Below are 24,631 nucleotides of genomic sequence, written 5' to 3'. Positions count from 1 at the left end.
GAGAAGAGTTACAGGCCACAATGCACATCACAGCAAGGTGAGCCCGATGCGATTGATCCTGCTGTCGTTACCCGGCGCCGGGAAAGGAACCCAGGCCTCGCTGCTGTCCGCCGCCACCGGGGTCCGGCACATCTCATCGGGTGACGTGCTGCGCGCAGAAATCGCTGCCGGGACCGAACTCGGTCACCGCTTGGAGGGCTACACCTCTCGGGGTGAGCTGGTGCCGGACGACGTCCTGCTCGAGATGCTCGTCCCGGTCATCGAGACCGCACAGCGCGAGACCGGCGGCTTCCTGCTCGACGGTTTCCCGCGGACGCTGCCCCAAGCACACCGCGCCGCCGAACTCGGTGCGGGCAAAGGCATTCCGGCCGACGCCGCCGTCTACCTGACCGCTTCCCATGACGTCGTCACCGGGCGCCTGCTGGACCGCGCGGCACAGGAGGGGCGCAGCGACGACACCGCCGAAGTGATCGGCCACCGCCTACAGGTGTTCGAGACCCAGACCTTGCCCGTGGTCCAGTTCTATCGCGATCGCGGCATCCTCATCGAGGTCGACGCCGCACCCCCGCCCGACGAGGTACAGGCCGATCTCCGCGGTCGCCTCGGCCTGAATCCACAGTGACCCGGAGGAGACGACCGATGACCGACCGCACCACCGCCGACCTCGCCGAGGGCATCGCCCACTCACGCGGGACTGACCATCTGTACATGCAAACGCTCCTCACTGAGGAGGAAGCCGCGCTGCTGCACAAGGTCAGGGACTTCGGCGAACGCGAGCTGCTGCCGATCGTCAACGACTACTGGGAGCGGGCCGAGTTTCCGTTCGAAGTGCTGCCGAAGCTACGTGAGCTGCGGATCGTCGGCGACTCGATGAAGGGCTATGGCGTCACCCCGATGACGGCCATCGGCCAGGGCCTGGTGTCTTACGAACTCAATCGGATCGACGGCAGCATCGGGACGTTCATGGGTGTCCACGTCGGGTTGGCCATGCAGTCGATCTATGTCCTGGGGTCAGAGGAACAGCGGCAGCGCTGGCTGCCGGCGATGGCCGAACTCGAGCGGATCGGGGCCTTCGCCCTCACCGAGCCCGATCACGGATCCGACTCTGTCGCACTGGAATCCACCGCAACGCGGGACGGCGATCATTGGGTGATCAATGGCAAGAAGCGCTGGCCCGGTAATGCCGTATGGTGCGACATCATCGTGGTGTTCGCCAGGGACACCGCTGATGGCAAGGTCAAAGCCTTCGTCGTCGAGAAGGACGATCCCGGGTACAGCGCCACCAAGATCGCCGGCAAAGTCTCCCTGCGCATGGTGCAGAACGCCGACATCGTCCTGGACAACATCCGGATCCCCGACGACCGTCGCCTGGTCAACTGCAACGGCTTCCCCGACGTGGCCAAGGTGCTGATGGGTACCCGCAACATGGTGGCCTGGGCCTCGACCGGACACGCGGTCGCCGCGTACGAGATCGCACTCACCTACGCCCAGAAGCGGATCCAGTTCAACAAGCCGATCGCCAACACCCAGATAATCCAGTCGCAACTGGTGGAGATGCTCGGCGAGGTCACCGCCATGCAGCTCTACTGCATCCGAATGGCACAACTGCTCGATGCCGGCGAGATCACCGACACCATGGCCGCCCTGGCCAAGTACTTCTGCAGCGTCAAGGCCCGGCACGTGTGCCGCCTGGCCCGAGATGTGCTGGGCGGCAACGGCATAACCCTGGACTTCCACGTCATGCGGCACCTGTGTGACATGGAAGCCCTGGTGACCTACGAAGGAACTGCCGAAATTCAATCCCTGATCGTGGGCCGAGAGATCACCGGCAAGGGCGCATTCGCTTAGCTCGCCGGCCCCGGTGTGACGGGCCGACATTGGTTCGGGTTCACGTACGGGTGCGGCGATGTGCTCACGTGGCGACATGTCAATCATCGGATGTGTGTACCTTCATCCGGGGCGTCCTGCGCAAGCGCGGTCAAATGACCGATAGCGGTGGGCAATTGAGGTCATCGAGATGGTGCCGGTGCGCGTAGGCGACCAGTTGCCGTGGCGCACGGGCGATGTGCGCGGTCAACGCGCCGACTGCGGCCGTGCCATCCCGAGCTAGAGTCAGGTCCTTCAGCTCGCGGTGGTCGTTCAACAGGTCGTGGTACTCGTCACCGGCCAGGGCCCAATACCATTGGCGGTACAGTTCGGCGCTGTCACGCAGTTCCAGAACGACGTTCTGCAGACAGTCGTTCTTGCAGCCGATGGTGAGGGCGCTGTGGAACTCACGATGACGACGTACCCACTCGTCATTGACAAGTACCGAATCCTGGTCGAGAGGAACCCGCTCCAACATGTGAAAAGCCGTGATGACTCCGGCTTCCCACTGGACGTCGCCGCGTTCGATCGCCAGTCGCAATGCGAATGTCTCGATTTCAACTCGTGACTCGGTGAGCCCGGTGATGTCTGCCACCGACAGCTCCCGTACCCGAAAGCCACGTTGCGGAGTCGCTGTCACCAACCCCTGTTCGCCGAGCCGGGTCAGCACCTCCCGGATCACCGATTGGCTGACACCGAAACGCTCGGCGAGCTGCACCATGCGCAGTTTCTGCCCTGGCTGCGGGCTACCGTTCAGCAGCTCGTAACGCATGACGTGGTAGACCTGTCCGCCACGTGTCACCTGAGGATTGCTCATTGCATCTACTGTTCGGCGGCCGCGTGCAGCGTTGGCAGGAAATCGGTTCCGCGGATCTGCGTGATCATCGGGTTGCTCGCGCCGGCCTGCCGGTACCGCTGCAGAACCTGTGCGACGGTCTGGTTGTCGCCGATGGCGCACAGATCTAAGATGAATCGCTCGCTGATCGCATTCAGTTGTGCCGCACGGTCTTCGGCGGCATCGTACGCGGCGATATCGTCGTCGTAGCCAGCGGCCTGGAACATCGCTCGATAGAACGGCAACCCGAAGTAGCGGTGTAGTTCATCACGAACACCGGTCATTGCGGTGTCGACATCGTCGGTGGCCGCGGCCGGCACCGCGGCGAGTATGTCGAACCCGTCGATGTCCAGACCCGCAGCACGGCGGACCTCGGCGATCTCGGGCACCACGACATCGCGGACATAGCTGGACGGGCAGGCCCATAGCACGATGCCGTCGGCGATCTCCGCGGCGAGCCGAATCATGCTGCGGCTCAGGGCTGCGAGGTAGATCGGGATGTCAGGGCGCGGGGTGAAGCCGACGAACCCGAACTCCGAACGCCAGCGTTGGCCGTCGGTCGCGGTCTGGCCTGACCACAGTGTCCGCACCACCCCGACGTACTCCCGCATCTCGGCCAGGGGCTTGCCGATTTCCGCGCCGTGCCACTGCCCCATCGTGATTCGGTGCCCGGTGCCCAGGCCGAGTCGGAATCGGCCGCCGGACAAGTCATCCACCGTAGCGCCGGTCTGGGCCATGGATGCAGGTGAGCGATGGTAGAGCGGAGCGACGGCAGTGCCGAGCCGAACGTGCGGCGCGCTGACGGCGAGGGCGGCCAGCGTGGTGAACGAGTCACGGGCACTGATGTGACTGCAGTTCACCGACTCGTAGCCCAATTCATCAGCGAGCGCGGCGTAACCGGCGACCTCACTCCACGGTCCGGTGGTCGGAACGAGCACGCTGACGGTCATGATGGACTCCTTGCGCCAGTCAGTTCGGCAATCGCGACGAGCACGTCCGGCCGGTCCACGGCACCAAGGTCGACGACCTCGGCGGGACGTTGGCCGAGCAGGATGCGCTTGACCGGCACCTCTAACTTCTTGCCGGTCAACGTATGTGGCACCGCGGCGATCTGGATGATGTCATCGGGCAGGTGACGCGGAGACGCGCCGTCACGGATGGCGGTGCGGATCGCCGAACGCAGGTCATCATCGAGCACAGCGCCGTCTACCAGCGCTACGAACAGCGGCATCCAATATGCTCCGCCCGTCTGCTCGACCCCCACCACCAGGCTCTCAGCTACGGCCGACACCGCTTCCAGGGCCTGGTAGATGTCCGCGCTGCCCATCCGGACACCGTTGCGGTTCAGCGTGGCGTCGGATCGGCCGTGCACCATCACCGCGTGTTCGTCGTTGATGGTGATCCAGTCGCCGTGCCGCCAAATCCCCGGATAGTCATCGAAATATGCACTGCGGTAACGTCTTCCGTCGCTATCGCCCCAGAAGTAGATCGGCATCGACGGCATGGGAGCGGTGACCACCAGTTCGCCGACCTCGTTGCGCACCGGGCGGCCGGCGGTATCCCAGGATTCCAGCGCGACGCCCAGTGCCGGCGCCGAGAGGTAGCCGGGCCAGACCGCCGTGGTAGGTCCCGATCCGGCGAACGAACTGACGATGTCGGTACCCCCGGTGGTGGAGTTGAGTCGTATCCGGGACCCGATATGTTCGGCGACGTAGTGGTAGGCGGCCGCAGGCAGAATCGACCCGGACGAGCCGATCGACCGGAGCGCCGACAGGTCGTGGTCCTGGCCGGGCCGCAATTCTGCTGCGGCGCAAGCCTTCAGATGGGCCGGGCTGGTGCCCAGCAGAGTGACCTTGTGCTCAGCGCAGATCGACCAGACGGTGTCCGGCGACGGATGGGTGGGACTTCCGTCGAAGCACACGACGCGCGCGCCCACCAACAGGGCCGACACCAGGTAGTTCCACACCATCCAGCTCGGCGAGGTGTACCAGAAGAACGTGTCGTCCGGACCGAGGTCGAGTGCCAGCCCCATCGACTTGAGGTGCTCCAGCAGGACGCCGCCGGTGCTGTGGACGATGCCCTTGGGGCGGCCGGTGGTACCTGACGAGAACAAGACCCAGAGCGGGTGATCGGACGGCACATACAAAGGCTGTAGGTCGCGTCCGGGTTCGGTTGCAGGCCAGGCCATCACGCCGGCAGGACGGGCCCCGACACCGACTCGCTCGAACATCAGAGTTGCCGTGACAGTGGGCAGCGTGGCGACCAACTCGGCCACCGCGGCGCGCCGATCGTGTACCCGCCCGGCGTAGCGGTACCCGTCTGCGGCGATCAGTACCGTGGGCTCCAGCTGTGCGAACCGCTGGGCTGCCGCCGAAGCGCTGTAGTCCTGACCGCATCCCGACCACACCGCACCCACCGCCGCGGCCGCGAGGAACCCGACGATCGCCTCGGGGGCGTTGGGCACGTAACCGACCACGCGATCACCGGGGCCAACGCCCAGTCGGGTCAATTCCGCTGCCACCGTGGCGACTTCGTCGCGCAACTGCGGCCAGGTGATCTGCCGGGTCCGCCGCCCGTCGCCCTCAGCCTCCTGGACGTCGACGATCGCCACCGCGTCGTCCGGGCGACCTTTGAACAGATGGGCGACATAGCTGACCTCTGCACCGTCGAACCAGCGCACGTCCGGCATCGTGCCCACATGCGTACTCCGTGGTGGGGTCGGTGAGTCCACGCCGAAGTAAGTCCACACCGCATTCCAGAAGTCGTCGACATTGACCACCGACCACTGCCACAGGTCCAGGTACGAACTACCTTGGTAACCATAGTTATTCACGGAGAAGGCGGCGAACGCAGTCACCCGGGCCCGTGCGATGTCGTCGGAGCTGGGTATCCAGATGGGGTCTAGCTTGCCGGCCATCGCACGGCCTAGTCGGCGGACTGGGGGTAACCGTCGCCGGCCACAACGGGATTCGCAAGCTTGCCGATTCCTTCGACCTCACTGATCAGCGTCATGCCGGGCTGCAAGAACTCCTGCGGTTTGCGGGCCATGCCAACTCCCGGCGGGGTGCCGGTCCACAGGAGGTCACCCGGCAGCATCGGGCACACCGCAGAGATCTCGGCGATCAGTCGCGAGACCGAGAAGATCAGCTCACTGGTGCGACCCTTCTGCAGGATCCGTCCCCCCACCGAGCAGTGCAGCTCCAGGTCGTCGCGACGGCCCAGTTCGTCTGGGGTCACGACGGAGGGCCCGAGTGGCCCGAAAGTCCGGTACGACTTGCCCAGCGAGAACTGCGGAACCGGCCCGACCAGTTGCACCGCCCGTTCGGAGATGTCTTGTCCGACAGTGACTCCGGCGACATAGTTCCAGGCCTCGTCCTCGCTGACCCGGTCTGCGGTGCGGCCGATCACGGCCACCAGTTCCACTTCCCAGTCGCACTTGGTGCTGGGCAACTCGATTGCGGCCGTTGGTCCGACCAGGCAAGAGGGGAACTTGGTGAAGACGGCCGGTGACGGTGGCGGCTTCACCCCGGACTCACTGGCATGGTCGAGGTAATTCAGCCCGATGGCGAAGACCTGCCGGGGTTGTTGGACCGGTGCGTCGAGCTCGCTGAGTTCGTACGACTGATCGGCGGCCGGCGCGGACTGGCTCGCCCACTCGCGGAATCTGTCCCAGTCCCGGTAGAGGTCGTCCACCCGATGGCCGAACCGTCCACCTGACGCGGTTTCGATGTCGACGCAGAGGTCACCATCAATGATGACCGAGCGGCCGAGACGCGATGCGATGCGCATGAAAACTCCTTGGGGTTGTTTCGGTCGTCAACGAGGTGCGTGGGCGCCGGTCATCAGCTCCGCCAGATCGTCTGGCTTGATGAACGACGGCGGAGGAGGCGGCCCCCAGTTGTAGATACCGCGGGCGCCGTCGACGACGGTCGGATCCCACAGTTGGTCATCGAGGATGCAATCGAGGTCGGCGTAGTACTCAGAGAAATTGCCCGCCGGATCCTTGAGGTACCAAAAGAAATTGGACCCGATGTGGTGGCGGCCGAGACCCCAGACGTGCCGCTCCGGGTGTTCCTCCAACATCGCCGACGCCCCACGGCCGACCTCATCGACGTCGTCCACCTCCCACGCGGTGTGGTGCAGAAAGTTCAACGGTGCCTGCTGGAGCAGCAGATTGTAATGGTCGGTCGAGCAACGCATGAACGAGGCCAGGCTGGGTACCCGGTCGGTGATCTTGAATCCGAGCCCTTCGGTGAAAAAGTGTTGCGAGGCTTCCTGATTCAGCGAGCCCACCACCACGTGGCCGAGCCGGCGCGGCCGCACTTTATTGGTGCGTTCGATCGCGGGCGCCCGGCCGTTGGCCCGCTCGGGGCGGCCCGGCCCGTTGGTCGGCTCCTGGATCGCCGGCGTCTGAACGATGTGCGGCGCCACCGTGACCGATACCTGCAACGCCGAGTTCGGGTCGTGCACGGTCAATTCGTCTGCGACACGATAGAATTCGGCACCGATCTTGGTCAGGCTCATCGCGATCCGGTCGAGGTCGTCAGTGTTTTCCGCGGCGACCCCGATCTCCAACAAGCGCCGGCGCGGTGCTGCGGCGATGATGAGTTGGTCACCGCCCTCCAAGGTGGCGAACCGGCGCCAGCCGTCCGGCGTGGTTCCCGTAGGAGTGAGACCGAATTCCTCGTAGTACTGACTCGCCGCCTCAACATCGGGGACTCCCAACGTTATCGAGGTCAATCCGTGCAGACTCACCACCAACTCCTCTCCCTCGACGGCAGACTGCGTAGCCGTCCCGCTCGGTAGCGCTCGGAACCTCCAGACCGCTTGGCGAATGCCGCCGCCCGGATGTTTTCAAACGTAGAACGACTATCTCGCCAAGTCAACAAAATATCTATATTTTTTCGAGTGCCGATCTCCGCAGGCGAGACGACGTCGACCGGGACACGCGGCGATCCCGGCCATCCGCCGGCATCCGCGAACTCCCAATGTCGACCAATTACCGTGCATTGCTGGCACTATCGAGCCGCGGTCACGCGGACCATCACGGCGGTCGCCCCAAGCCCGGACGCCCAGTGGTTGACCCACCACCCTGGCGAGACTTCTATAAAATCTCGATATAAAATCTTGACGTGACCCCACTCACGGTGTTTCAGTGGATGGCAGAGCCGCCACAGTTGGGGGTGACGGCCCCGAAAACCGATTCGAGTTCACCCACAGAGGTAGGCCATGGTCAATCCCGTCGCAACCAGCACTGACATCGAAGTCCCCGTGCTCATCGTGGGCGCCGGCCCGGCGGGCCTGACGCTGGCGTTGACCCTCGCCCGTTACGGCGTTCCGGCGTTGACCATTGGAAAGCACGTATCCACCGCACACACGCCCCGCGCCCACATCGTCAATCAGCGCACCGTGGAGATCTTCCGCGCCCTCGGAATCAGCAAGGAATTTCACGAAGTGGCCACGCCACAAGCGCTGATGAGCAACAACCTCTGGGTGACCACACTCGCCGAACCCGAGGTCGCCCGATCTCAAACCTGGGGTACCGCACCCGATCGTCAGGCCGAATATCTGCTGGCCAGCCCCGAACCGATGGCCAACTGTCCGCAGACCGTCCTGGAGCCGCTACTGCTCCGCGCCGCACGCGACGCCGGAGCCACTGTCGAGTTCAACACCGAGTTCGTCGAGTTCCACCAGGACGCCGACAGCGTCACCAGCGTTATCCGGGACCGCGCCACCGGCGACACCCGCACCGTGCGCTCCCGCTACCTGATCGGGGCAGACGGCGCACGCAGCCGAGTTCTCACCCAGGCCGGGCTGACCATGGACGGGCCGAGCGAGCTTGCTCACGCCGCCAACATCTGGTTCCGCGCCGACCTCACCAAGTACTTCGCCCACCGCCCCGGTGTGCTTTCGTGGAACGTGATGCCCGGGCCACTACCGCCCCTGAGGCTCGGCGCCCTCATCTGCCACAAGCCTTACACCGAGTTCGTCCTGGCCTTCCTATATGACCCGCACGAGACGCCGTTGTCCGAGCTGGAGACCGACTCGTTGGTGCGCAGGATCCGTGCGGTCGTCGGCGAGGACGTCGATGCCGAGATCCTCGGTGTGGCGGGGTGGCAAGTCAATGCGCAAGTTGCGCCAAAATACTCCGCGGGCAACGTGTTCTGCATGGGCGACGCGGTACACCGCCACCCTCCGACCAACGGGCTGGGTCTGAACATGTCCGTGGCCGACGCGTTCAACCTGGGCTGGAAGTTGGCCTTCACCCTCGACGGTCGTGCCGACGAGCGATTGCTCGCCAGCTACAGCGACGAACGGCAGCCTGTCGGTGCACGGGGCATCAAGCGGGCGATCACCAGCTTCAACGACGGCGGGGCCATCGACGCCGCCCTCGGATTGGAACCAGGACAGTCCGCCGAGGACGGCTGGAAGGCGCTCAATGTCCTGTACGAGCCCGGCGTTGCCGGCGACGAACGCCGCAGGGCCCTGCAGGACGCAGTCGAGCTCAGCAATTATCAGTTCAACGCCCACGGCCTGGAACTCGGCTACGTGTATCGCAGCGACGCGATCTGCCAGGAGTCCGCACCGGAAGCCGAACCCGAACGCGACCCGTTCCTCTATTACACACCGACCACGCGTCCCGGCGCCCGCCTGCCCCACGCCCGGTTGGAGCGCGACCGACAGCCGCTGTCCTCACTGGATCTTGTTGACCCCGCCGGATTCTCGCTCCTAACCGGAGTCGGTGGGCAACACTGGCAGGCCGGCGCCGAACAGGTTGCCGACAACCTGGGCGTCCCCATCACCGTCCATGTCATCGGTGAGCGGGGTGGTCTGCGGGATCCCTACGGAGACTGGGCGACCCGGTCGGAAGTCGACCCCACCGGATGTGTACTGGTGCGGCCCGACGGCCACATCGTGTGGCGCAGCCCTGCCAAGGCGCCCGATGGGGCCGCACAGCTCAGCTGCGCCGTCAAGCGCGCGCTCGGACACGACGCCACCACGTAGGACGGGAAATAAATTGTCCACCAGAGACTTTCCGACACCCGGATGCCGGCGATGAGCCTGACGACGTGGGATCGGCACCGGCTCGCAGACACTACGGTCTGGCGAATCGGCTACGGTGCAATGCAATTGGCCGGTGACGGCGTATACGGACCACCCGGGGACCGCGACGAGGCGATCGCGGTGCTGCGTGCCGCTGTCGAAGGCGGCGTCGATCACATCGACACAGCCCAGTTTTACGGACCCGGTGCGGCCAATCAGCTGATCCACGAAGCGCTCTTCCCCTACCCCGACGGTCTGGCGCTGGTCAGCAAGGTCGCGGCTCGCGGAGTTCAGCTCCGGGCCGGCATCGAGTCGAATCTGTCCACACTGGGTGTCGACAGACTCACCGTGGTCAACCTGCGCGTCCTCGACAACGCCGCACCCGACCAACTGTTCGTCGACCAGCTCGGCGCGTTGGTCGACGCCCGTGACAAGGGGCTGATCGGCGGCATCGGCATCAGCAACATCACCCACCGGCACCTGCTGCGCGCCCTTGAGGTCACCGACATTGCCTGCGTGCAGAACTCGTACAGCTTGGCCGACCGCTCCTCAGATTCGGTGCTGCAGGAATGCATCGCGCGCGGAATCGCATTCGTGCCGTTCTGCCCGCTCGGTTGGCCCGGAGAACAACACCATGCGATCCGGACCAACCCGGTCGTCACCGGCATCGCCGGCCGACTGGACGCAACCCCGGCTCAGGTGGCGCTGGCCTGGCTGCTGGCGATCGCCGACAACGTGTTGCTCATCCCGGGCACGCGCAGTCGGAGCCACCTTGCCGAGAACCTTGCAGCCGGGTCATTGGTGTTGCACGACAACGACATCGCGGCACTTGATGACGGATTCGACATTTAGCGGCCGCACCCAGATGCGGGACCACGATCAGATAACTCGTCGACGGGGCCCGATGAGCCGGTCGGTCGAGCGCAATGGCGTACGCTGACGGACGTGACCGGTGCGGATGCTGTTGCGGGGACCCGCACCGAGGAGGTGTTCCTAACTCTTCACAAGGATTTGCTGAACGGACGCGTCGCACCGGGCGACCGACTCAAGCTGGTGGAGCTGTCCACACGGTTCGAGGTGAGCCAGTCGGTGGTGCGCGAGGCCCTCGCCCGGCTCACCGAAAAAGGGCTGGTGATCGCCACACCGCAGCGCGGTTTCCGGGTCCGGGACCTGTCGGTCCAAGACATCCAGGATCTGACCGAGGCACGCGTCCAGGTCGAGTCGGCAACCTTGCGGCTCGCCATCGACCGCGGCGATATCCATTGGGAGACAAGCGTTCTCGCCAGTCATCATCTGCTGGAGAACACGCCCACCGAATTGGCCGACGGCCAACTCAACGAAGATTGGCCCGCCCGTCACGAGGCGTTTCACCGAGCCCTGCTCTCCGGCAGCTCCAACCCCCATCTGGAAGCGATCGCCACCGAGCTGCGGGACTGCAGCGAACTTTATCGACGCTGGTACTGGGCATTTGTCGACGATCACGATCGCGATATCGCCAACGAGCACCGGCTTCTCAAAGAGTTGGCACTGGCGCGCGAACCTGAAGCGGCAATGGCGTTGCTGCGCACCCATATTGAACGCGCGCCCGCGAAACTGGCCGCATATGCGGCAGAACATGGCGCCCCGTCGTTTGTCGACGGCCAGCCCCGCTGAGCACCCGCAGTTCCGAGGAGGCCTGCATGCCGATAGCGTTCCCAAACGAATCGTCGGCCTACCGCCAAGCGCGTGATGCGTTGCTGCAGCAGGAGGTCGAGCTCGTTCGGCAGTTGGAGGCCGTCACAGCGCAGCGGCAATCGCTACCGCCCGGCGGCGAGATCCCCGAGGACTACGTGTTCGACCGAATCGCCGACGGCGCCGCTGCGACGGTGCGGATGTCCGAATTATTCGGCGACAGTGACACATTGACGCTCTACAGCCCGATGTTTCCGCGGATGTGCGGGGACGCCCGGCCGATACCGACAGGCGGCGTCTTCGCCGAACTGCCCGCGGACCAGGCGCCATGTCCGTCATGCACCGCATTGGTGGACATGTGGGACGGCATGGTCGCTCAACTCGACGGCCTGGGCGGCACGCTGGCCATCGTCGCAAAGACCCCGATCGGCCACCTCGCCGCCTTCGCGCAGGAACGGGGGTGGCGGCATATCGAGGTGCTGTCCGCGGCCAACTGCTCCTTCCGTAGCGACTACGGCGCGGACAACGCCGAGGGCCGACCGTCGCCGCTGATGACCATTTTCAAGCGCTGGCCCGATGGCACGATCCGGCTGCATTGGGCAGGCGAGCAGGTGCTCGCACGATTCGAACATGAAGATCCGGGCCAGCACCCGGAGTCCCATCCCGTCGCGGAGCCGCTTTGGGCGCTGTACGACGTGGCCACATCGCCCGGGTACGCGCAATGGCGAATTGGGCACCTGCCCGCCAACTGGTGACCACACCGCACGACCATTGCGCATTCTGAATTGACGCGACGGGGCATTAATTCATATTGCATTGTCGATACGAATAGGGCCCAATAGTCCCACCCATCACTTATTCATCAGCATGGCCCGCGATCAACTGCGTCCGGGCGAGGCGCCTGCGCACACCAGGCACCACCAGCATCTTTCTTCACACTTCGCGACGAGTGACGCAGCAGACAGCTAGGTCTGTTATGTAACCGTTCACCACATGTGATCGTCGGGAAATACGCTCCGATCGCGCTTGGTTAGTACAGCTAGAAGCTTCTGCTTCGCTTTCTCAATCACTATTGGAGGACTCAAAATGAAGAAGTTCATGATGGCGCTGTCAGCCACGACCGTACTGACCGCCGCGACCCTGGGACTGGCCGGACCGGCGATGGCCTCGCCCGCTGCGCCGCTGCCACAGTGTGGCGTACACGTGGTGTACAACGGCGCCGACGTCAACGTGGGCTGGTGCTGAATACAACAGCCCGCTCGATGTATTGCCCCGCGGGTCTGGCGGACCGCTGACGCCGACGCGCACGCTCAGATCTGCTCTGGGACAATGGGTACCGCGTGTACAACTGGCAGCGAATCACCAAGTGACCAGATCGCCACATCGATCAATACCCAGGTCCTTGGGCAAGAACTGACCAGACAGGGCGGACAGCAGGTGAACACCGACCATGTGACGTTAGGCGCTCTTGCGGATGCGTATGTGCCCGTGGACGTTTAGTCAGCCGCGCAACAACGCAATGCCAACGCGATCACCGGTCCGCGCCATCATCGCCATCGGCGCGGTCATCGCCCCAACCAGGCGGCCCCGGAACGCACTCTTACGTCGGGCGAGGCCAGCGCCGATTCGACGCATCGCCGCGGTGGTTGCCGGCAACGGCCGGAAGAACACCGTCATCTCTTCGACAAGACCGTCATCACGCAGCTTGAGGTGATCGCAGAACTGGATCGGCAGGCCGCCGACGCGCGCACTCCCGATCAGGACGGCAGAACCGTCGGCGTGCAGTTCGTCGGTATAAATGAGGTCCTCCAGCACCTCCAGAATCACCGCGATGAGACCGTCGAGTTCGTCGTGGCCCTCGAACGCCAAGTTGTCCGTGAACGGCGAACGCACTACCGCATCAGGAGCGAAAGCCGCGACGACGGCGCGGCGATCGCGCGCCTCCATGGCCGCCCGAAGCGGGAGTTTGGTACCTGCATTCACGTCATCCACCTCCCAGTGGGGGACCGCTAATAGGTCACTCTGACATGTTAGCTTGACCTATATGGTGCCCACAAGGCTGGCTTCGTCGGACTATGTCGTCCTCGGGATGACTGGCCTTGGCGCTCGGTCCGGTTACGAGATCAAGCGAATGGTCGAGCTGTCGATTCGGTTCTTCTGGACCATCTCGCCTGCGCAGGTTTATCCGAGCCTGGCCAAGCTCGAACAAGCCGGACTGCTGACCGGCCGCGATGAACCACAAGGCAACCGGCCGCGGCGCGTTTATGCGCAGACACCCGAGGGCACCGCCGCCTTGCAGGAGTGGCTCACCCGTTCCGAGGCAATGCCGTTCGAGCTCCGCGACATCGGCATGGTGAAGCTGTTCTTCGCCGATTCGCTGAGGCCAGCCGATTCCGAGCAACTGCTCACGCAGGTCAAGTCGCGCAGCGAACAACACGTCGCGAACCTAGAGGCGATACGTCCCGAAGCCGAGGAGACAGCCCGGGCGGGAAACAAATTCCCCCTCATGACACTCGAGATGGGGATCGCCTATCACCAGACAGTCGTGGATGTGTGCCGGCGATACGCACAAGCCGATCCGACCGAGTGATCAGGCACCAACGCCGAATATCCCTGCACCGAAGCACAACTCGGCTACCCGAACCATTCGGCTACGCCATCATGCCCATCACACGCACCGGCACGCTCGTGCCCGTACCAATAAGTGCCATCCTCACATTGGGCCGTCGCGGCGGCGCGATCCGCCACAGCCATGGGCGGAGGTACCACGGCAACCAGTAAACACGTCGCGACAACCATGACCATCCTGATCATTAGACGACCTCCCGGCAGCCTTCTGAATACCTACCAGCGTAAACCTGTAGCTACGCTTCGGGTAGGCACCACGACGTTGGACCCGGTAGCCGGAATACCCACTACACGAGTGGAATCAAGCGTTATTCCGCGTTATTCCGAAGGAATCTTCCGGTGGTCCAATACCGGATCCAGCTACGCAGGCACCGGGCCTCTATTCGAGGTCCCGCGGCTCGCTCCCCAAGCCCGGGTGGCGGATCGTGTCACGTACCAGCTTGCGGTTGTGCATGGGTTCGCGCGTCGACTTCTGATGTTCGAGTTGGCGGATCAATTCGCGCTTGGCATCGTTAAGCGCCCGCGTGATGTCGGCATTGTCGGCGACTGCCACCAGGGGCTTGCGACCGGGCAAGGTCGTCCGCAGTGTGACGCGCTGTTCCCTGCGGCCACGGTCCTGCAATGAGACCTCGAGGCTGATGTCATGCGGGTTCCACCTGCCCAGGTGCGGCCCGAGCGTCGCCAACGACTCCAGCACGTGCGGACGTTCCTTGGCGACGAATCCCGCACCCACGTGCAAGACGTACTCGCCGAGCGGGTTGTACGGCTGGTCGGTGATCCTTTTGGTCGTGCTCATTGTGACCTCACATCGGGGAATCTGGTTGCGCAGCGAACGCATCCAACAGTTGCGACAGCGGCGCGGTGGCGATGCCGATAGCGCCGTCGGCGATCCCGTAGGGGATCACCAGGGTGCCTGCGTGGACCAGTGCGCCGCAGGAGTACACAACGTTGGGCACGTAGCCGTTCTGTTCGTCGTGGGCGGGGCTGAGCAGTGGGCGGCGGAGCCGACCGATCACCCGAGTCGGATCGTCGGAGTCAAGCAGGATGGCGCCGATACTGTAGGTACGCATCGGCCCGACGCCGTGGGTGAGTACCAGCCAGCCCGCGTCGGTTTCGATTGGCGGACCGCAGTTTCCGAGTTGCAGCACTTCCCAGGCCTCAACCGGCTGCTGACACGGCGACCCGCTCGACCAGACCAACAGATCGTCGGCCAAGGCGACTGTGTTGGTCTCGCGGTCCGATCGCGACATGGCAACGTAGTGGCCGTGGATGCGGCGAGGGAACAGCGCCATGCCCTTGTTTGCGGCGAACCTCCCGACCAGTGGCCTGGATGTGAAGGACTCGAAATCCGTTGTCTCAAGCAGTTGTTGGCTGATGCGGGATCCGCTGTAAGCCGTATAGGTGGCGTAGTAGGTGACCGCGCCGTCGTCATCGGCGAAGCGGACGAAGCGGGCGTCCTCCATGCCGGCTCGTTCGGCTTCCATCGCCGGCCATAGCACCCGCTCGGAAAGCGTGGTGTCGTCAGCGAATTCGACGGCGTAGAAGCGGGCGGCGATCGTGCGGATCAGGCCGACGGTACGTTCGGCATGTCCGCGGGTGCTCAGGTGGGCCCGAAGGTTGTCGAGTCGGTCGTCGAGGTCGGACCGCGTAAAGCGGTCGCCGAGCGCGTCGAAGACGTAGTCCGCGGCCTCCCCTGCGTTGCCGAGGCGACCGAGTTCGCCGCGGAACACCGCCGCGTCGAGCAGCGCGCCCGACACGCGCCCCCTGGTGGCGAACGGCGCCGCTTCGTCCAGCAAGGGCCGACCAGCGGCGTCCACGACTCCGGTGCGGAATCCGATGGACGAGAGGTGCCCCTCCCCGATCCCCCGCACGCTCATCACAAAGCGCAAGCTGCCCGGCGCAGTATCGGTCTGATCGGGATGCGCGACGATGCTGGGATTGCACAGCGCCGCGCCCTCGATTGCGTACTCGCTGGTGAAAGTGGCTCCCAGCAATAGCATTCGCGCATCGGAGAGCCGAATATCTGGGTCCAGGCGGTCGGCGAGCTCCTGGGCGTGCCGGCGGAAGGTACCTGCGAGGTCACGGTGGCGTCCGTCGAAACGGACGATGACGTCGTCCAGGGCCGATCGCACGTCGTCGTCAGTCAGAGCGAGGATGCGCTTGAGCACCACTCCGGCGCGAGACTCCTGTAGCTCGAAGCCCTCCTGGCCCGGCACGAAGAGCTGGGTGATCACCCGCGCCGCGTCGGCCGCGACCCGGCGCGGATTGCGGCTTACCAGCCCGGAGTGCGTCAAAGTCATTGCGGGACTGACGAAAAGCGTTGCGCGTGCTGCAGGGTGGAGATCACTGCAACCGTCGATTCAGTGCCCTGGTTGAGGTTGACGGAGTCGGCACGCAACCCGTCGTATCCCCCACCGGCCTCCGAGTCCCACATGAGCAGGCCGGCGTCGTTGGTGCCCTGGAACCACGCGGCGGCCGACCGTATCGCCTCCGGCCAGATGGCCCGCGGATCGGCGTCCGCGGCACGCGCGCAGGCGTCGGCGAGGCTGGCTACCTCGACGGGCTGCTGGTCGAAGGCGGGCCGGTGGTCATCCGGTCCTCGGCCACCGGCGGGGGTGGGCGAGAGGTGACCGTCGGTCGTTTCGTAGTCGAGCAGCCACTCCAGCAGGTCCAGGCCACGCTGTTTCAGGGCGGCGTCCTCCAGCGCGACGCCGGCAGCGATCATCGCCTCGGGAAGAACCGCGTTCGCGTAGGTGAGTCTTGGCTCGGGCCAGGGCCATTCGGGCGTGCTCCGGGGCTTCACGATGGCGGCGGCGTAGTCGGTGAGCAAGCGTAGGGCTGCGGCATTGCCGGGCTCGAAGTCGAGGAGTTCGGCCGCGCCGACGGCGGCGTGCGCCATCGCCTTTGGCCACGGCGATCTGGCCTTGGCGGCGCGCTCGAACTGAATCACGGCGAGACGGCGCACCAGACTCACATCACTGTGGGCGGCGGCCGTGCCGAGCCCCCAGATGCAGTGGCCCCAATGGTCGGCCGTGGTGGGCTGATCAGTCCAATTTCCGGCGGTGTTCATCCGGTTGTGGCAGGCGCCGTCGTACGACTGCGCGTCGTTCAGGAACCGCAGCGCCTTGCCGGCGAGGCCGTTCACGGGGCCCGACGCGTCGGGTTCGCGGGTGGCGACGACGAGAACTCGGGCCATGTCGTCGGTGCAGTAGCCGTGCTCGTGGCGGGGCTTGGTCAGGTTGGCATGCTCGAAGGTGGCGCGATGGTCCGTCATACGCAGTAGATGAGCGAACACCGGGCGCGGCACGGTGTCGGTCACGCCAGCGCCAGCCGTGCGGCGACGAGTTGTTGGGCCAGCCGGACGTAGGCGCTGGCGACGACGGGCCAGGCCATGGCCGGAGCCAGGTCACGGGCTCGCGTGGCCATGGAACCGGCAACCTGCGGATCGGTCAACAGCCGGGACAGTGCAGCGACGAGGGAGTCGGGGTCGTCGTGGGCGACGACGGTGCCGGCGCCGGTGCCCAGGAGCTCGACCGCGTGCGGGAAGGCGGTGGCGACGATGGGACGGCCGCTCGCGACCGAGTCGACAAGGACCCCAGAGGTGACCTGATCCTTGGAGTCATAGGGCAGCACGACGACGGCAGCGGTCTGGATGAGCTCGGTTACGGCGGCCGCACTGCGGTACTCGGCGTCGAAGGACACCGAGTCGGTGACGCCGAGCCGCTCGGCCTGCGCGAGGAGCGCTTCGCGGTAGGCCTCGCCCTGGGTGGCGAGCACCTTGGGGTGGGTGCGGCCGGCGATCAGGTACCGGGGCGGATTGGGCAGGTTCTTCAGGGACGTCATGGCGTCGATGACGCGCTCGATGCCCTTGCCTGGTCCGATCAGGCCCCAGGTCAGGATGGTGGGTCGGTCCGGACGCGGCACGCCGTTGGCGGCGGGCAGGGCCGCGCCGTGCGGGATGGTGCTGACCTTGTGGTGGTCGACGGCGAAGCGGTCGCACAAACGTCGGCGGGCCGTCTCCGACATCACGACCACGTGGCCGGCCAGCGCCATCACCGACTCGAGCACCGAGTGTTGTTGCGGTGTAGGATCTTTGAGCACCGTGTGGGCGACGACGATGGAAGGCACGCGGAGCGCTTCCATGATCTGCACGACTTCGGCGCCGTCGGGGCCGCCGTAGATGCCGTATTCGTGTTGGATGATCGCGATGTCGCTCTGGTTCAGCAATTCGGCGGTGGCCATCACCGACGCGGATTCACCGTTGACCAGCTCGCCGACAACGTTGGGCTCCGTAGAGACCTCATCGTCGGCGATGCGCACGACGCCGACGTCAGCGCCTGCGGCGGTCAATCCGTCGGCGAGCGCCGCACTGAACGTGGCCAGCCCGCACGGCGTCGGCGAGTAGGTACTGAGAATGCCGAAGCTCGGCATGTACGAAAAGTGTTGCAGCCCAAAGGGAGCAATCAACGGCTGAACCAACGATGGAGCATTCAAAATTATCCCGACTGGCGATTGCCATGTTTGTCCGGCGTAAGCGGATGCTCGGGCCAATCAGCGTAAGAAGCTGAGCCATTCCGGACGAGCTGGTGTCTACCAGCACCACTGACACTACACCGTGGCAGCCAAAAGGCATGGTCATGGGGACGGAGGGGCAGTGGTGGGCGAAGGCGTCGGCGTCAGATCCAGTGGTGACAGCGTCTTGGCTCGCTTCCATATGGCGGGGAATCGGCAGCGATAGCGCGTCAGTGTTTGAACGCCTCTTTCACTTTGGCACCAGCCTGTTTGATGTTGCCGTTGAATTGATCAAGACGCCCTTCGGTACGCAACCGGGTGTTGCCGGTGGCGCGGCCGGCGAACTTCTTGACGGCGCCCTTGGTGGCCTCCGCCTTGTGGGCGATCTTCTTACCGATGCTCATTTTCAGACTCATCCAATTTTCGGTGAACACGGCCCGCGAATGTGGGCCGAGGAGTTGCCCGGGTCCGGTTCCTACCGCGGATTCTCGACACGGGCGGTACCCGTCGGTTGTCGACGACGAGACCAGCGACCGAAGAGGACAACTGGGCTGTGGCCCGTGCTGGCGAGCTGTGTCGCCGCCGGGGGGCTGGTGGTGGTGCCGCCCGCCTGCAGGTGTTCGATCCGTTGGTCACGTTCCTGGTTGAGAAACTCGGTCTCACGTTGAGAGCTGATGAGTTCGTGTCGGGCATCTCGAGCGCGGCCCGCAGTGCGCCGAGCACCGGCCAGCAACACGGAAAGACCCAGCATCGCTACCGCACCGACCATGATCCCGAAGAGAAACAGCGTGCCGGTCGACCCGGTGACGTGATAGCCCAGTACGGAGAAGTTCTCGGTCAACAGGTGCGCGGGACCCGCATTGGCCAGCACCCCAGTGAACCCCACGATCACCGCGATGAGCAGGACAATCAATCCAATGATGACGATCATGTCGAGGCCTCTGATCCTGGTGCTTGAAGTCCAGTACACGCCGCATCAGTGCTACTGTCAACACTGTAAATACAGTGTTGACAGACGAGGAATGTCAACACTGTTGACCTGTGATCGCTCGGAGATGCGATGGCAAAGCCGGAGGTGCCGCGGCGCATGACCAGAGAGTCGACCGGGCTCGACGCGGGCGCTGAAGACGCAGCCCCGTTCATCGCGGCCACTCGCCGAAACGCCGGTCAGCTCACCCGATCGATGATCCTGCAGACCGCACTGGCGATCGTCGACCGCGAGGGTGCGGACCGGTTGTCCATGCGCCGCCTCAGCGACGAATTGGGCCGAGATCCCGTGATGCTCTACCGCCACGTCCCCAGCAAGGCCGCAGTGCTCGACGGCGTCGCCGAGATGGTCCTCATGCAGCTGCCAGTGGACACCACAGACCCGGACTGGGCCGGCCAACTACGCACCGTCGCACGCGATTTCCGCCAACTAGCCCTGGATCACCCCAACGTGGTGCCACTCTTGGCCACTCGGCCGTTGGCCACCCCGCTCGGGCAGCGGCCACCAGGCATGCTGCGGCCACTCGAGGACGTCCTCGCCCTGCTCACCGCAGCCGGGTTCGCCGGCGACGATGCCCTGCAGATCTACCGGGTGCTGTTCGGCTACCTGTACGGCCACATCCTCAACGAGTTGCAGGAGATCATCGAGCGACCCGAAGAAACCGAGGAAGTTCTACGGCTGGGCCTGCACCGCCTGGCGATTACCGAATTCCCGCACCTGCGCGCGCTCGCACCAGCCCTGGCCACCTACGACGGCGCCGCTGAACTCGACCGCTTCCTCGATCTGCTGCTCCCCGGCCTCGCCGCAACCCTCACCCGCCACGGACGCCCGGTTGACCGAGGCGACCACCAATAACCGACGCGAGCGCACGGGTCGGCAGACGAACGAACGTAAGTCAGCGCACCTGATTTTACTGAAATGAACACCCAACGAGAAACCGGAAAAAAATGAACAGTCGCCTCGAAAGCTTATGGTACGCAATACAACACCCGCTGGGACCGTCGCGGGAACTGGGGACATACGAGAACCACCAGGAGAGTGTCGAGAAACTGATTCGGGAGATGAAGGCAAGAGTTCGGCCGTGACCACTTTCCACCGGCCGTCTTCCGATGTAACACACCAGCGGTCGGCCCGGCCGCTGCCTCCCGCGTCCGGCTACAGAATGTAAAGCATCTCCTGATAGGTCGGCAGCGGCCAGAGGTCTTCGGCCACAATGCTTTCGAGTGTGTCGGTGGCGGCGCGAACTGCCTCCATGGCGGAACTCCTGCCCCTTGGGCGCCGCTGTACCGGCCTGTCGGGTCAGCCTCTACGCGCGACGTCTTGGCTCAGAATCATGGGCCAAGTCGCGACATCGGCCGGGGTGTGGGCCACAGTGAGCGTTGACTGCGGCATCAGCGCGGCGAGCGATTCGGCGGTCGACAGTGGATGCGCCAGGTCGCCGATCCAGGCCAGAATGGTCGTCGGCACGTCGATTCGTGAAAGGGCCTCGCGAGCGGGAAGGTCACTGAGAGCCGCACCGCGAAACAGTGACGGCAGCAGCGCGTCGGCAACATCGGGAACGGTCTCGGGCGCGCCAACCGTGGCTGGTGGCGGATTTGCCCCACGCGCCGAGGCGACGAATGCCCCGACGCCCTCAGTTTCGATGAGTGCCGCCGCAATCTGGTAGTTCGCGGCCTGCGCGGGCCGGGTTTCCCACGCAGTGGCCGGAACCATCAGCGTGAGACCCGCGAAGCGGTCCGGCTCGCGGGCAGCCGCGTGTAGCAACGTACCGGTACCCATGGATGGGCCGACTCCGTGCACTCGTTCGCCGGGAAACCAATGGTCAAGCAGTTGCAGAAGGTCCTCGGCGAGGCATTCCCATCGGTAATCCTCCGGGACTTTACGCCCCGTCGACTTGCCGTGGCCGCGTGCGTCGTACCGCAGCAATCGGGTCCCACTCAGCCCCCTGCCGAGGTCGAGATTGAGCACCCGGTCCCGCGCGCGACTGGACGTAAGTCCGTGTAGCTGAACGACCGGATGACCACCTTCGTCGCTGAGTTCAACCGCAAGCTCTGCTCCGGGAACCACGAAAGTGGGCATCACACAACTCTTTTCATGACCGGTCGGCTCGCCCCGGAGCCGACCGCACTGACCGAGCATTCAGGCTAGCTGGCGCGTTAAGGTACCGCCATGCGGCTCACCAACGTGACGCACTTGCGGCTACCGTTCGGACGACTCTGGGGCTACGACGTGTCGGCGTCTGACCTCGGTCGTCGGCTTCCAGTGTCCTTTGACCAGCGGATACATGTTGGCGCAGGTGCGCGACCCGGCTCCTGGATGGCACTGTCCATTCGGCTACCGGCTCGGGTCAGCCTCGAATCGCTGGCCGATGCGTGGCTGGCGGTGATCGCCCGCCACGGCACTCTACGAACGGCTTTCACGCCTGGACCCGACGGCGATCCGCAATTGCATGAGATCGATGTTTGCCCCGGCAGATGGGTCGAACATCAGATTGCTCCGGGCCAAGCGGTGAACGACGCGCTGCAGGACGTTCTCAATGCGACGTGTTCGCCCTATCAGCGACCCTCACATCGGTTGTGTGTGTTGGAGACTGCCGCCGGATTGACGGTGGTCATCGCTGCCGATCACGCTCATGTGGACATGTGGTCAATGCTGGTGATCGCTCGGGATCTGTTGTCCATGCTCGCGGGACGCACGTCTTCGTTGGGGCCGGCGCCGGCGTTTGTCACGCACACGCAAGCACTGCTGGACCGGCCCACAGCACCGGAACGCGTGCGCGAGCGATGGGCACAGATCATCGGCGAAAGCGGCGGGGTCATGCCACGGTTTCCGCTGTCGTTGGGTGAGTCTGGAGCGCATCCAGAGCGCGTTGAAGTGCGTGATGTGTTCGATGTCGATGACGGCGCCGCGTTCGCCGCGCAGGCTCGCGATGACGGTGTCTCGACGCTGGCACTCGCGGTGGTCGCCATGACTGCGGTAACCCGCGAATTGGCGGGGGCACCGCTGCGTGCAGTTTTCCCGGTGCACAGCCGATTTGAAGACAACTGGCACGACTCGGTGGGCTGGTTCATCACCAATTCCGTCCTGGAGTCAGCGATCGCCGAGCCGCACGCCGCAGCCGACGCTGTCAAAGAAGCGGTGCAGCTCGGATCGTGGCCACTCGCCGACGTACTCGCTCCGTGGGGTGGAATGCCCATGGCGCCCGGCATGTTCGCAATCTCCTGGCTGGACCAACGCAGACTTCCGGTGCGGATCGACTCAGGCGGACTCGACGCCCAGTATGTGAGCGCGAGCGTCCACACCGACGGCGTCATGCTCTGGTTCATCCAGGACGACTCCGGACTGCATCTCCGATGCCGCTATCCAGATACCACGGCAGCACGAACCAATGTGGGGGCGTGGCTGGACCTGTTGGTGGCGCGTCTACAGGCACTGGCGCACTCATCGGTTCGAGGACTCCTGCGGCTGGCTGGCCGCACATTCCGTGTGCAACGCGCGACGCGCGAACACGTAGGGGTGATTGCCGCGCTGCTGTCCGACGACGAATTCGGTCGGGATCGGGAAGGCGCCGAGCTCGAACGCTACGAGGCGGCGTACGACATCGTCGTTCGCGACCAGTCCAACTATCTCGGAGTCGTCCTAAACGCTTCCGATGTGGTCGTCGCGACTGTCCAGTTGACCATCATCCCCGGCCTGTCCCGCAACGGCGCTACCCGGCTGCAGATCGAAGGACTGCGGGTCGCCGCAACCGAACGCGGACAGGGTTTGGGTACGGCACTCGTTGAGTGGGCACACAATTACGGCCGAACGCACGGGGCACAGTTGGCGCAGGTGACCACAGACGAGGCTCGTGAACGGGCTCGGGAGTTCTATTGCCAGCTCGGGTATCACGCCGCCCACGTCGGGCTGAAACGCGCCATCTGAGTCGGGCGTCTGTGCGGTGGACGTTCCGGTGAGTCTGATGTCGACTCCGGCTGACCGCTGAGCAGCATGATCCAGAATCACCTACTCAATTTTTGGACCGGAGCTAGGACCGCCGTCAAGAGTCGGTGCTAATTCCCAGGATTGGTTGGTGGAAGTTGTTCCGCAACAGGGGTGTTCTGCCCCGCTGCGAGCCACCATCGATCGTTGTGTTCAACCAGGACATAGAGGGCCATCTCGCTGAATCCTCCATTGAGCGCGCGTCGGCGGATCTGCGCGACGATGACGCCCGGCGCGGGTGTGGTGAATTGTTCGAGTTCGAACCGGGAGGATGGTTGCACGGGGATCCCGGTCATCATTGTCTTGTGTATCCGGTTCAGCACCGAAAAGCCCTTAACGACAGCACCTTTGGGAGTTCCCCATAAGATATCTGCGGCAAATAGTCGGTCGTACTCGTCGGCGTCGCCGGTATCGAACCCACGTTGTAGATGCGCGATCAAGTCGTCGATGGCATCAGCTGCGGTTGTTTCGGTGTCCAGCCATGGACGCTCCGACCCGTTCTCTGTCATGAATCCGACGATACGATCTCAAGTGGACTTGAGATCAACTGTCAATTTGCGATGGTGGTCCGTGGGGGGCCGCGCGGTCAGCGTCAACAAGACCCTCGACCGCACCCTCCATAGTGGCCGAACGACCGCGCACCCAGCCACCAGGCAGTACAGCCTGATGATTGGATTTTCATTTGGCCGCAACACAATTGCTGCCTTCCTCCACCAAAAGCACCGGCAACCCGCAGCAGCCTGAGCGCCTCCATGCGGACAGATCCATCGCCCGATCAGTCACATACAACCCATATAGCGCACCGGCCACACTCGCACCACGAATACCGCGCCATTGCGAGTCCAAATACCGCCGCCGGCAGTTCGCCGACTAACATGAGGCGTCCCTATGGGGTTTCGACACCTATTTCGATAGGTCCCGAGCCCCCGAGCCCCCGTAGCTCAGGGGATAGAGCACGGCTCTCCTAAAGCCGGTGTCGCAGGTTCGAATCCTGCCGGGGGCACTCTCTACCTGTATGACGTCGGGTGATGCTTGACGTTTCGTCTCCGGCTGATGGCTGACAGGGTTTCGGCTGATGCTTTACACCTGCTTCGGTTGATCCTTGA

At 64.4% G+C, this 24,631-nt stretch carries 25 protein-coding genes and 1 tRNA gene; 11 read left to right on the top strand and 15 right to left on the bottom strand.

The genetic code is table 11. The annotated features are described in order from the left end of the window. Positions 1 to 46 precede the first annotated feature (46 nt). Positions 47 to 622 (top strand): adenylate kinase, encoded by a 576-nt coding sequence (locus ABIA30_RS24970; RefSeq protein WP_370070435.1) that lies wholly within the window; start codon positions 47 to 49, stop codon positions 620 to 622. A gap of 17 nt (positions 623 to 639) precedes the next feature. Continuing rightward, positions 640 to 1,848, top strand: a complete 1,209-nt coding sequence (locus ABIA30_RS24965; protein ID WP_370070433.1) for an acyl-CoA dehydrogenase family protein — start codon at positions 640 to 642, stop codon at positions 1,846 to 1,848. Positions 1,849 to 1,978: 130 nt separating this feature from the next. Here the strand turns inward: ABIA30_RS24965 and ABIA30_RS24960 are convergent, their stop codons facing one another. The 5 genes from ABIA30_RS24960 to ABIA30_RS24940 are packed head-to-tail and all read right to left on the bottom strand — an operon-like array spanning position 1,979 to position 7,456. Beyond that, positions 1,979 to 2,683, bottom strand: coding sequence for a GntR family transcriptional regulator (locus ABIA30_RS24960; RefSeq protein ID WP_370070431.1), 705 nt, complete (start codon positions 2,681 to 2,683; stop codon positions 1,979 to 1,981). A gap of 5 nt (positions 2,684 to 2,688) precedes the next feature. Continuing rightward, entirely contained in the window at positions 2,689 to 3,651 is a 963-nt protein-coding gene (locus ABIA30_RS24955; protein WP_370070429.1) for an LLM class flavin-dependent oxidoreductase, read from the bottom strand. Then, complete coding sequence (locus ABIA30_RS24950; RefSeq protein WP_370070427.1) at positions 3,648 to 5,618, bottom strand: acetoacetate--CoA ligase; 1,971 nt, start codon at positions 5,616 to 5,618, stop codon at positions 3,648 to 3,650. The genes ABIA30_RS24955 and ABIA30_RS24950 overlap by 4 nt, the downstream gene beginning before the upstream one ends. Positions 5,619 to 5,626: 8 nt before the next feature. Beyond that, positions 5,627 to 6,490 (bottom strand): fumarylacetoacetate hydrolase family protein, encoded by an 864-nt coding sequence (locus ABIA30_RS24945; RefSeq protein WP_370070425.1) that lies wholly within the window; start codon positions 6,488 to 6,490, stop codon positions 5,627 to 5,629. A 27-nt stretch (positions 6,491 to 6,517) separates the two neighbouring features. Beyond that, positions 6,518 to 7,456, bottom strand: coding sequence for a VOC family protein (locus ABIA30_RS24940; RefSeq protein WP_370070423.1), 939 nt, complete (start codon positions 7,454 to 7,456; stop codon positions 6,518 to 6,520). Between the two features lie 474 nt (positions 7,457 to 7,930). On the opposite strand from ABIA30_RS24940, the gene ABIA30_RS24935 reads away from it, so the two are divergent. The 5 genes from ABIA30_RS24935 (at position 7,931) to ABIA30_RS24915 (ending at position 12,661) form a co-directional block, all read left to right on the top strand. Next, the gene (locus ABIA30_RS24935; RefSeq protein WP_370070421.1) at positions 7,931 to 9,706 is read left to right on the top strand and encodes an FAD-dependent monooxygenase; all 1,776 of its coding nucleotides are present in this window, start codon (positions 7,931 to 7,933) and stop codon (positions 9,704 to 9,706) included. 51 nt (positions 9,707 to 9,757) lie between these two features. Then, positions 9,758 to 10,597, top strand: coding sequence for an oxidoreductase (locus ABIA30_RS24930; RefSeq protein WP_370070419.1), 840 nt, complete (start codon positions 9,758 to 9,760; stop codon positions 10,595 to 10,597). Positions 10,598 to 10,690: 93 nt separating this feature from the next. Then, positions 10,691 to 11,398 carry a GntR family transcriptional regulator gene (locus ABIA30_RS24925; protein ID WP_370070417.1) on the top strand — a complete coding sequence of 236 codons (708 nt, stop codon included), beginning with the start codon at positions 10,691 to 10,693 and terminating at the stop codon, positions 11,396 to 11,398. Between the two features lie 26 nt (positions 11,399 to 11,424). Beyond that, complete coding sequence (locus ABIA30_RS24920) at positions 11,425 to 12,171, top strand: DUF899 family protein (RefSeq protein ID WP_370070415.1); 747 nt, start codon at positions 11,425 to 11,427, stop codon at positions 12,169 to 12,171. Positions 12,172 to 12,502: 331 nt separating this feature from the next. Further along, complete coding sequence (locus ABIA30_RS24915) at positions 12,503 to 12,661, top strand: hypothetical protein (protein WP_370070413.1); 159 nt, start codon at positions 12,503 to 12,505, stop codon at positions 12,659 to 12,661. A 255-nt stretch (positions 12,662 to 12,916) separates the two neighbouring features. Here ABIA30_RS24915 and ABIA30_RS24910 read toward each other — a convergent pair whose 3' ends face one another. Then, complete coding sequence (locus ABIA30_RS24910) at positions 12,917 to 13,399, bottom strand: nuclear transport factor 2 family protein (RefSeq protein WP_370070411.1); 483 nt, start codon at positions 13,397 to 13,399, stop codon at positions 12,917 to 12,919. Positions 13,400 to 13,460: 61 nt separating this feature from the next. Between ABIA30_RS24910 and ABIA30_RS24905 the strand changes: the two genes are divergently transcribed. Further along, entirely contained in the window at positions 13,461 to 14,006 is a 546-nt protein-coding gene (locus ABIA30_RS24905) for a PadR family transcriptional regulator (protein WP_370070580.1), read from the top strand. A 44-nt stretch (positions 14,007 to 14,050) separates the two neighbouring features. Here the strand turns inward: ABIA30_RS24905 and ABIA30_RS24900 are convergent, their stop codons facing one another. From ABIA30_RS24900 to ABIA30_RS24870, 7 genes are all read right to left on the bottom strand, one after another. Continuing rightward, a complete protein-coding gene (locus tag ABIA30_RS24900; protein WP_370070409.1) occupies positions 14,051 to 14,170 on the bottom strand; it encodes a DUF3761 domain-containing protein in 120 nt (39 codons plus the stop codon). 253 nt (positions 14,171 to 14,423) lie between these two features. Beyond that, positions 14,424 to 14,840 carry a hypothetical protein gene (locus ABIA30_RS24895; RefSeq protein ID WP_370070407.1) on the bottom strand — a complete coding sequence of 139 codons (417 nt, stop codon included), beginning with the start codon at positions 14,838 to 14,840 and terminating at the stop codon, positions 14,424 to 14,426. Positions 14,841 to 14,847: 7 nt separating this feature from the next. Continuing rightward, complete coding sequence (locus tag ABIA30_RS24890; protein ID WP_370070405.1) at positions 14,848 to 16,344, bottom strand: glycoside hydrolase family 130 protein; 1,497 nt, start codon at positions 16,342 to 16,344, stop codon at positions 14,848 to 14,850. Next, positions 16,341 to 17,363: a glycosyltransferase gene (locus ABIA30_RS24885; RefSeq protein ID WP_370070403.1), complete on the bottom strand. Its 1,023-nt coding sequence runs from the start codon at positions 17,361 to 17,363 to the stop codon at positions 16,341 to 16,343. The genes ABIA30_RS24890 and ABIA30_RS24885 overlap by 4 nt, the downstream gene beginning before the upstream one ends. After that, positions 17,360 to 18,475, bottom strand: a complete 1,116-nt coding sequence (locus ABIA30_RS24880) for a glycosyltransferase (RefSeq protein ID WP_370070402.1) — start codon at positions 18,473 to 18,475, stop codon at positions 17,360 to 17,362. Before ABIA30_RS24880 ends, ABIA30_RS24885 begins: the two co-directional genes overlap by 4 nt. 311 nt (positions 18,476 to 18,786) lie before the next feature. Then, positions 18,787 to 18,972: a CsbD family protein gene (locus tag ABIA30_RS24875; protein ID WP_370070401.1), complete on the bottom strand. Its 186-nt coding sequence runs from the start codon at positions 18,970 to 18,972 to the stop codon at positions 18,787 to 18,789. Positions 18,973 to 19,031: 59 nt separating this feature from the next. After that, positions 19,032 to 19,487, bottom strand: a complete 456-nt coding sequence (locus tag ABIA30_RS24870; protein ID WP_370070400.1) for a hypothetical protein — start codon at positions 19,485 to 19,487, stop codon at positions 19,032 to 19,034. A gap of 252 nt (positions 19,488 to 19,739) precedes the next feature. On the opposite strand from ABIA30_RS24870, the gene ABIA30_RS24865 reads away from it, so the two are divergent. Continuing rightward, positions 19,740 to 20,399 carry a TetR/AcrR family transcriptional regulator C-terminal domain-containing protein gene (locus tag ABIA30_RS24865; RefSeq protein ID WP_370070578.1) on the top strand — a complete coding sequence of 220 codons (660 nt, stop codon included), beginning with the start codon at positions 19,740 to 19,742 and terminating at the stop codon, positions 20,397 to 20,399. Positions 20,400 to 20,843: 444 nt separating this feature from the next. Here ABIA30_RS24865 and ABIA30_RS24860 read toward each other — a convergent pair whose 3' ends face one another. Further along, positions 20,844 to 21,623, bottom strand: coding sequence for an alpha/beta fold hydrolase (locus ABIA30_RS24860; protein WP_370070398.1), 780 nt, complete (start codon positions 21,621 to 21,623; stop codon positions 20,844 to 20,846). A 90-nt stretch (positions 21,624 to 21,713) separates the two neighbouring features. On the opposite strand from ABIA30_RS24860, the gene ABIA30_RS24855 reads away from it, so the two are divergent. Next, entirely contained in the window at positions 21,714 to 23,468 is a 1,755-nt protein-coding gene (locus ABIA30_RS24855) for a GNAT family N-acetyltransferase (RefSeq protein ID WP_370070396.1), read from the top strand. Positions 23,469 to 23,596: 128 nt separating this feature from the next. Here ABIA30_RS24855 and ABIA30_RS24850 read toward each other — a convergent pair whose 3' ends face one another. Further along, the gene (locus ABIA30_RS24850; RefSeq protein ID WP_370070394.1) at positions 23,597 to 24,034 is read right to left on the bottom strand and encodes a DUF4440 domain-containing protein; all 438 of its coding nucleotides are present in this window, start codon (positions 24,032 to 24,034) and stop codon (positions 23,597 to 23,599) included. Positions 24,035 to 24,455: 421 nt separating this feature from the next. Between ABIA30_RS24850 and ABIA30_RS24845 the strand changes: the two genes are divergently transcribed. Next, positions 24,456 to 24,528 (top strand) — tRNA-Arg (locus ABIA30_RS24845). The last annotated feature ends 103 nt before the right edge of the window (positions 24,529 to 24,631 follow it).

This window comes from Mycobacterium sp. MAA66 (assembly GCF_041261665.1).
Lineage (GTDB): Bacteria > Actinomycetota > Actinomycetes > Mycobacteriales > Mycobacteriaceae > Mycobacterium.
The sequence above is the reverse complement of the archived record's forward strand: the minus strand, read 5'-3'. Positions and strand labels throughout refer to the sequence as shown.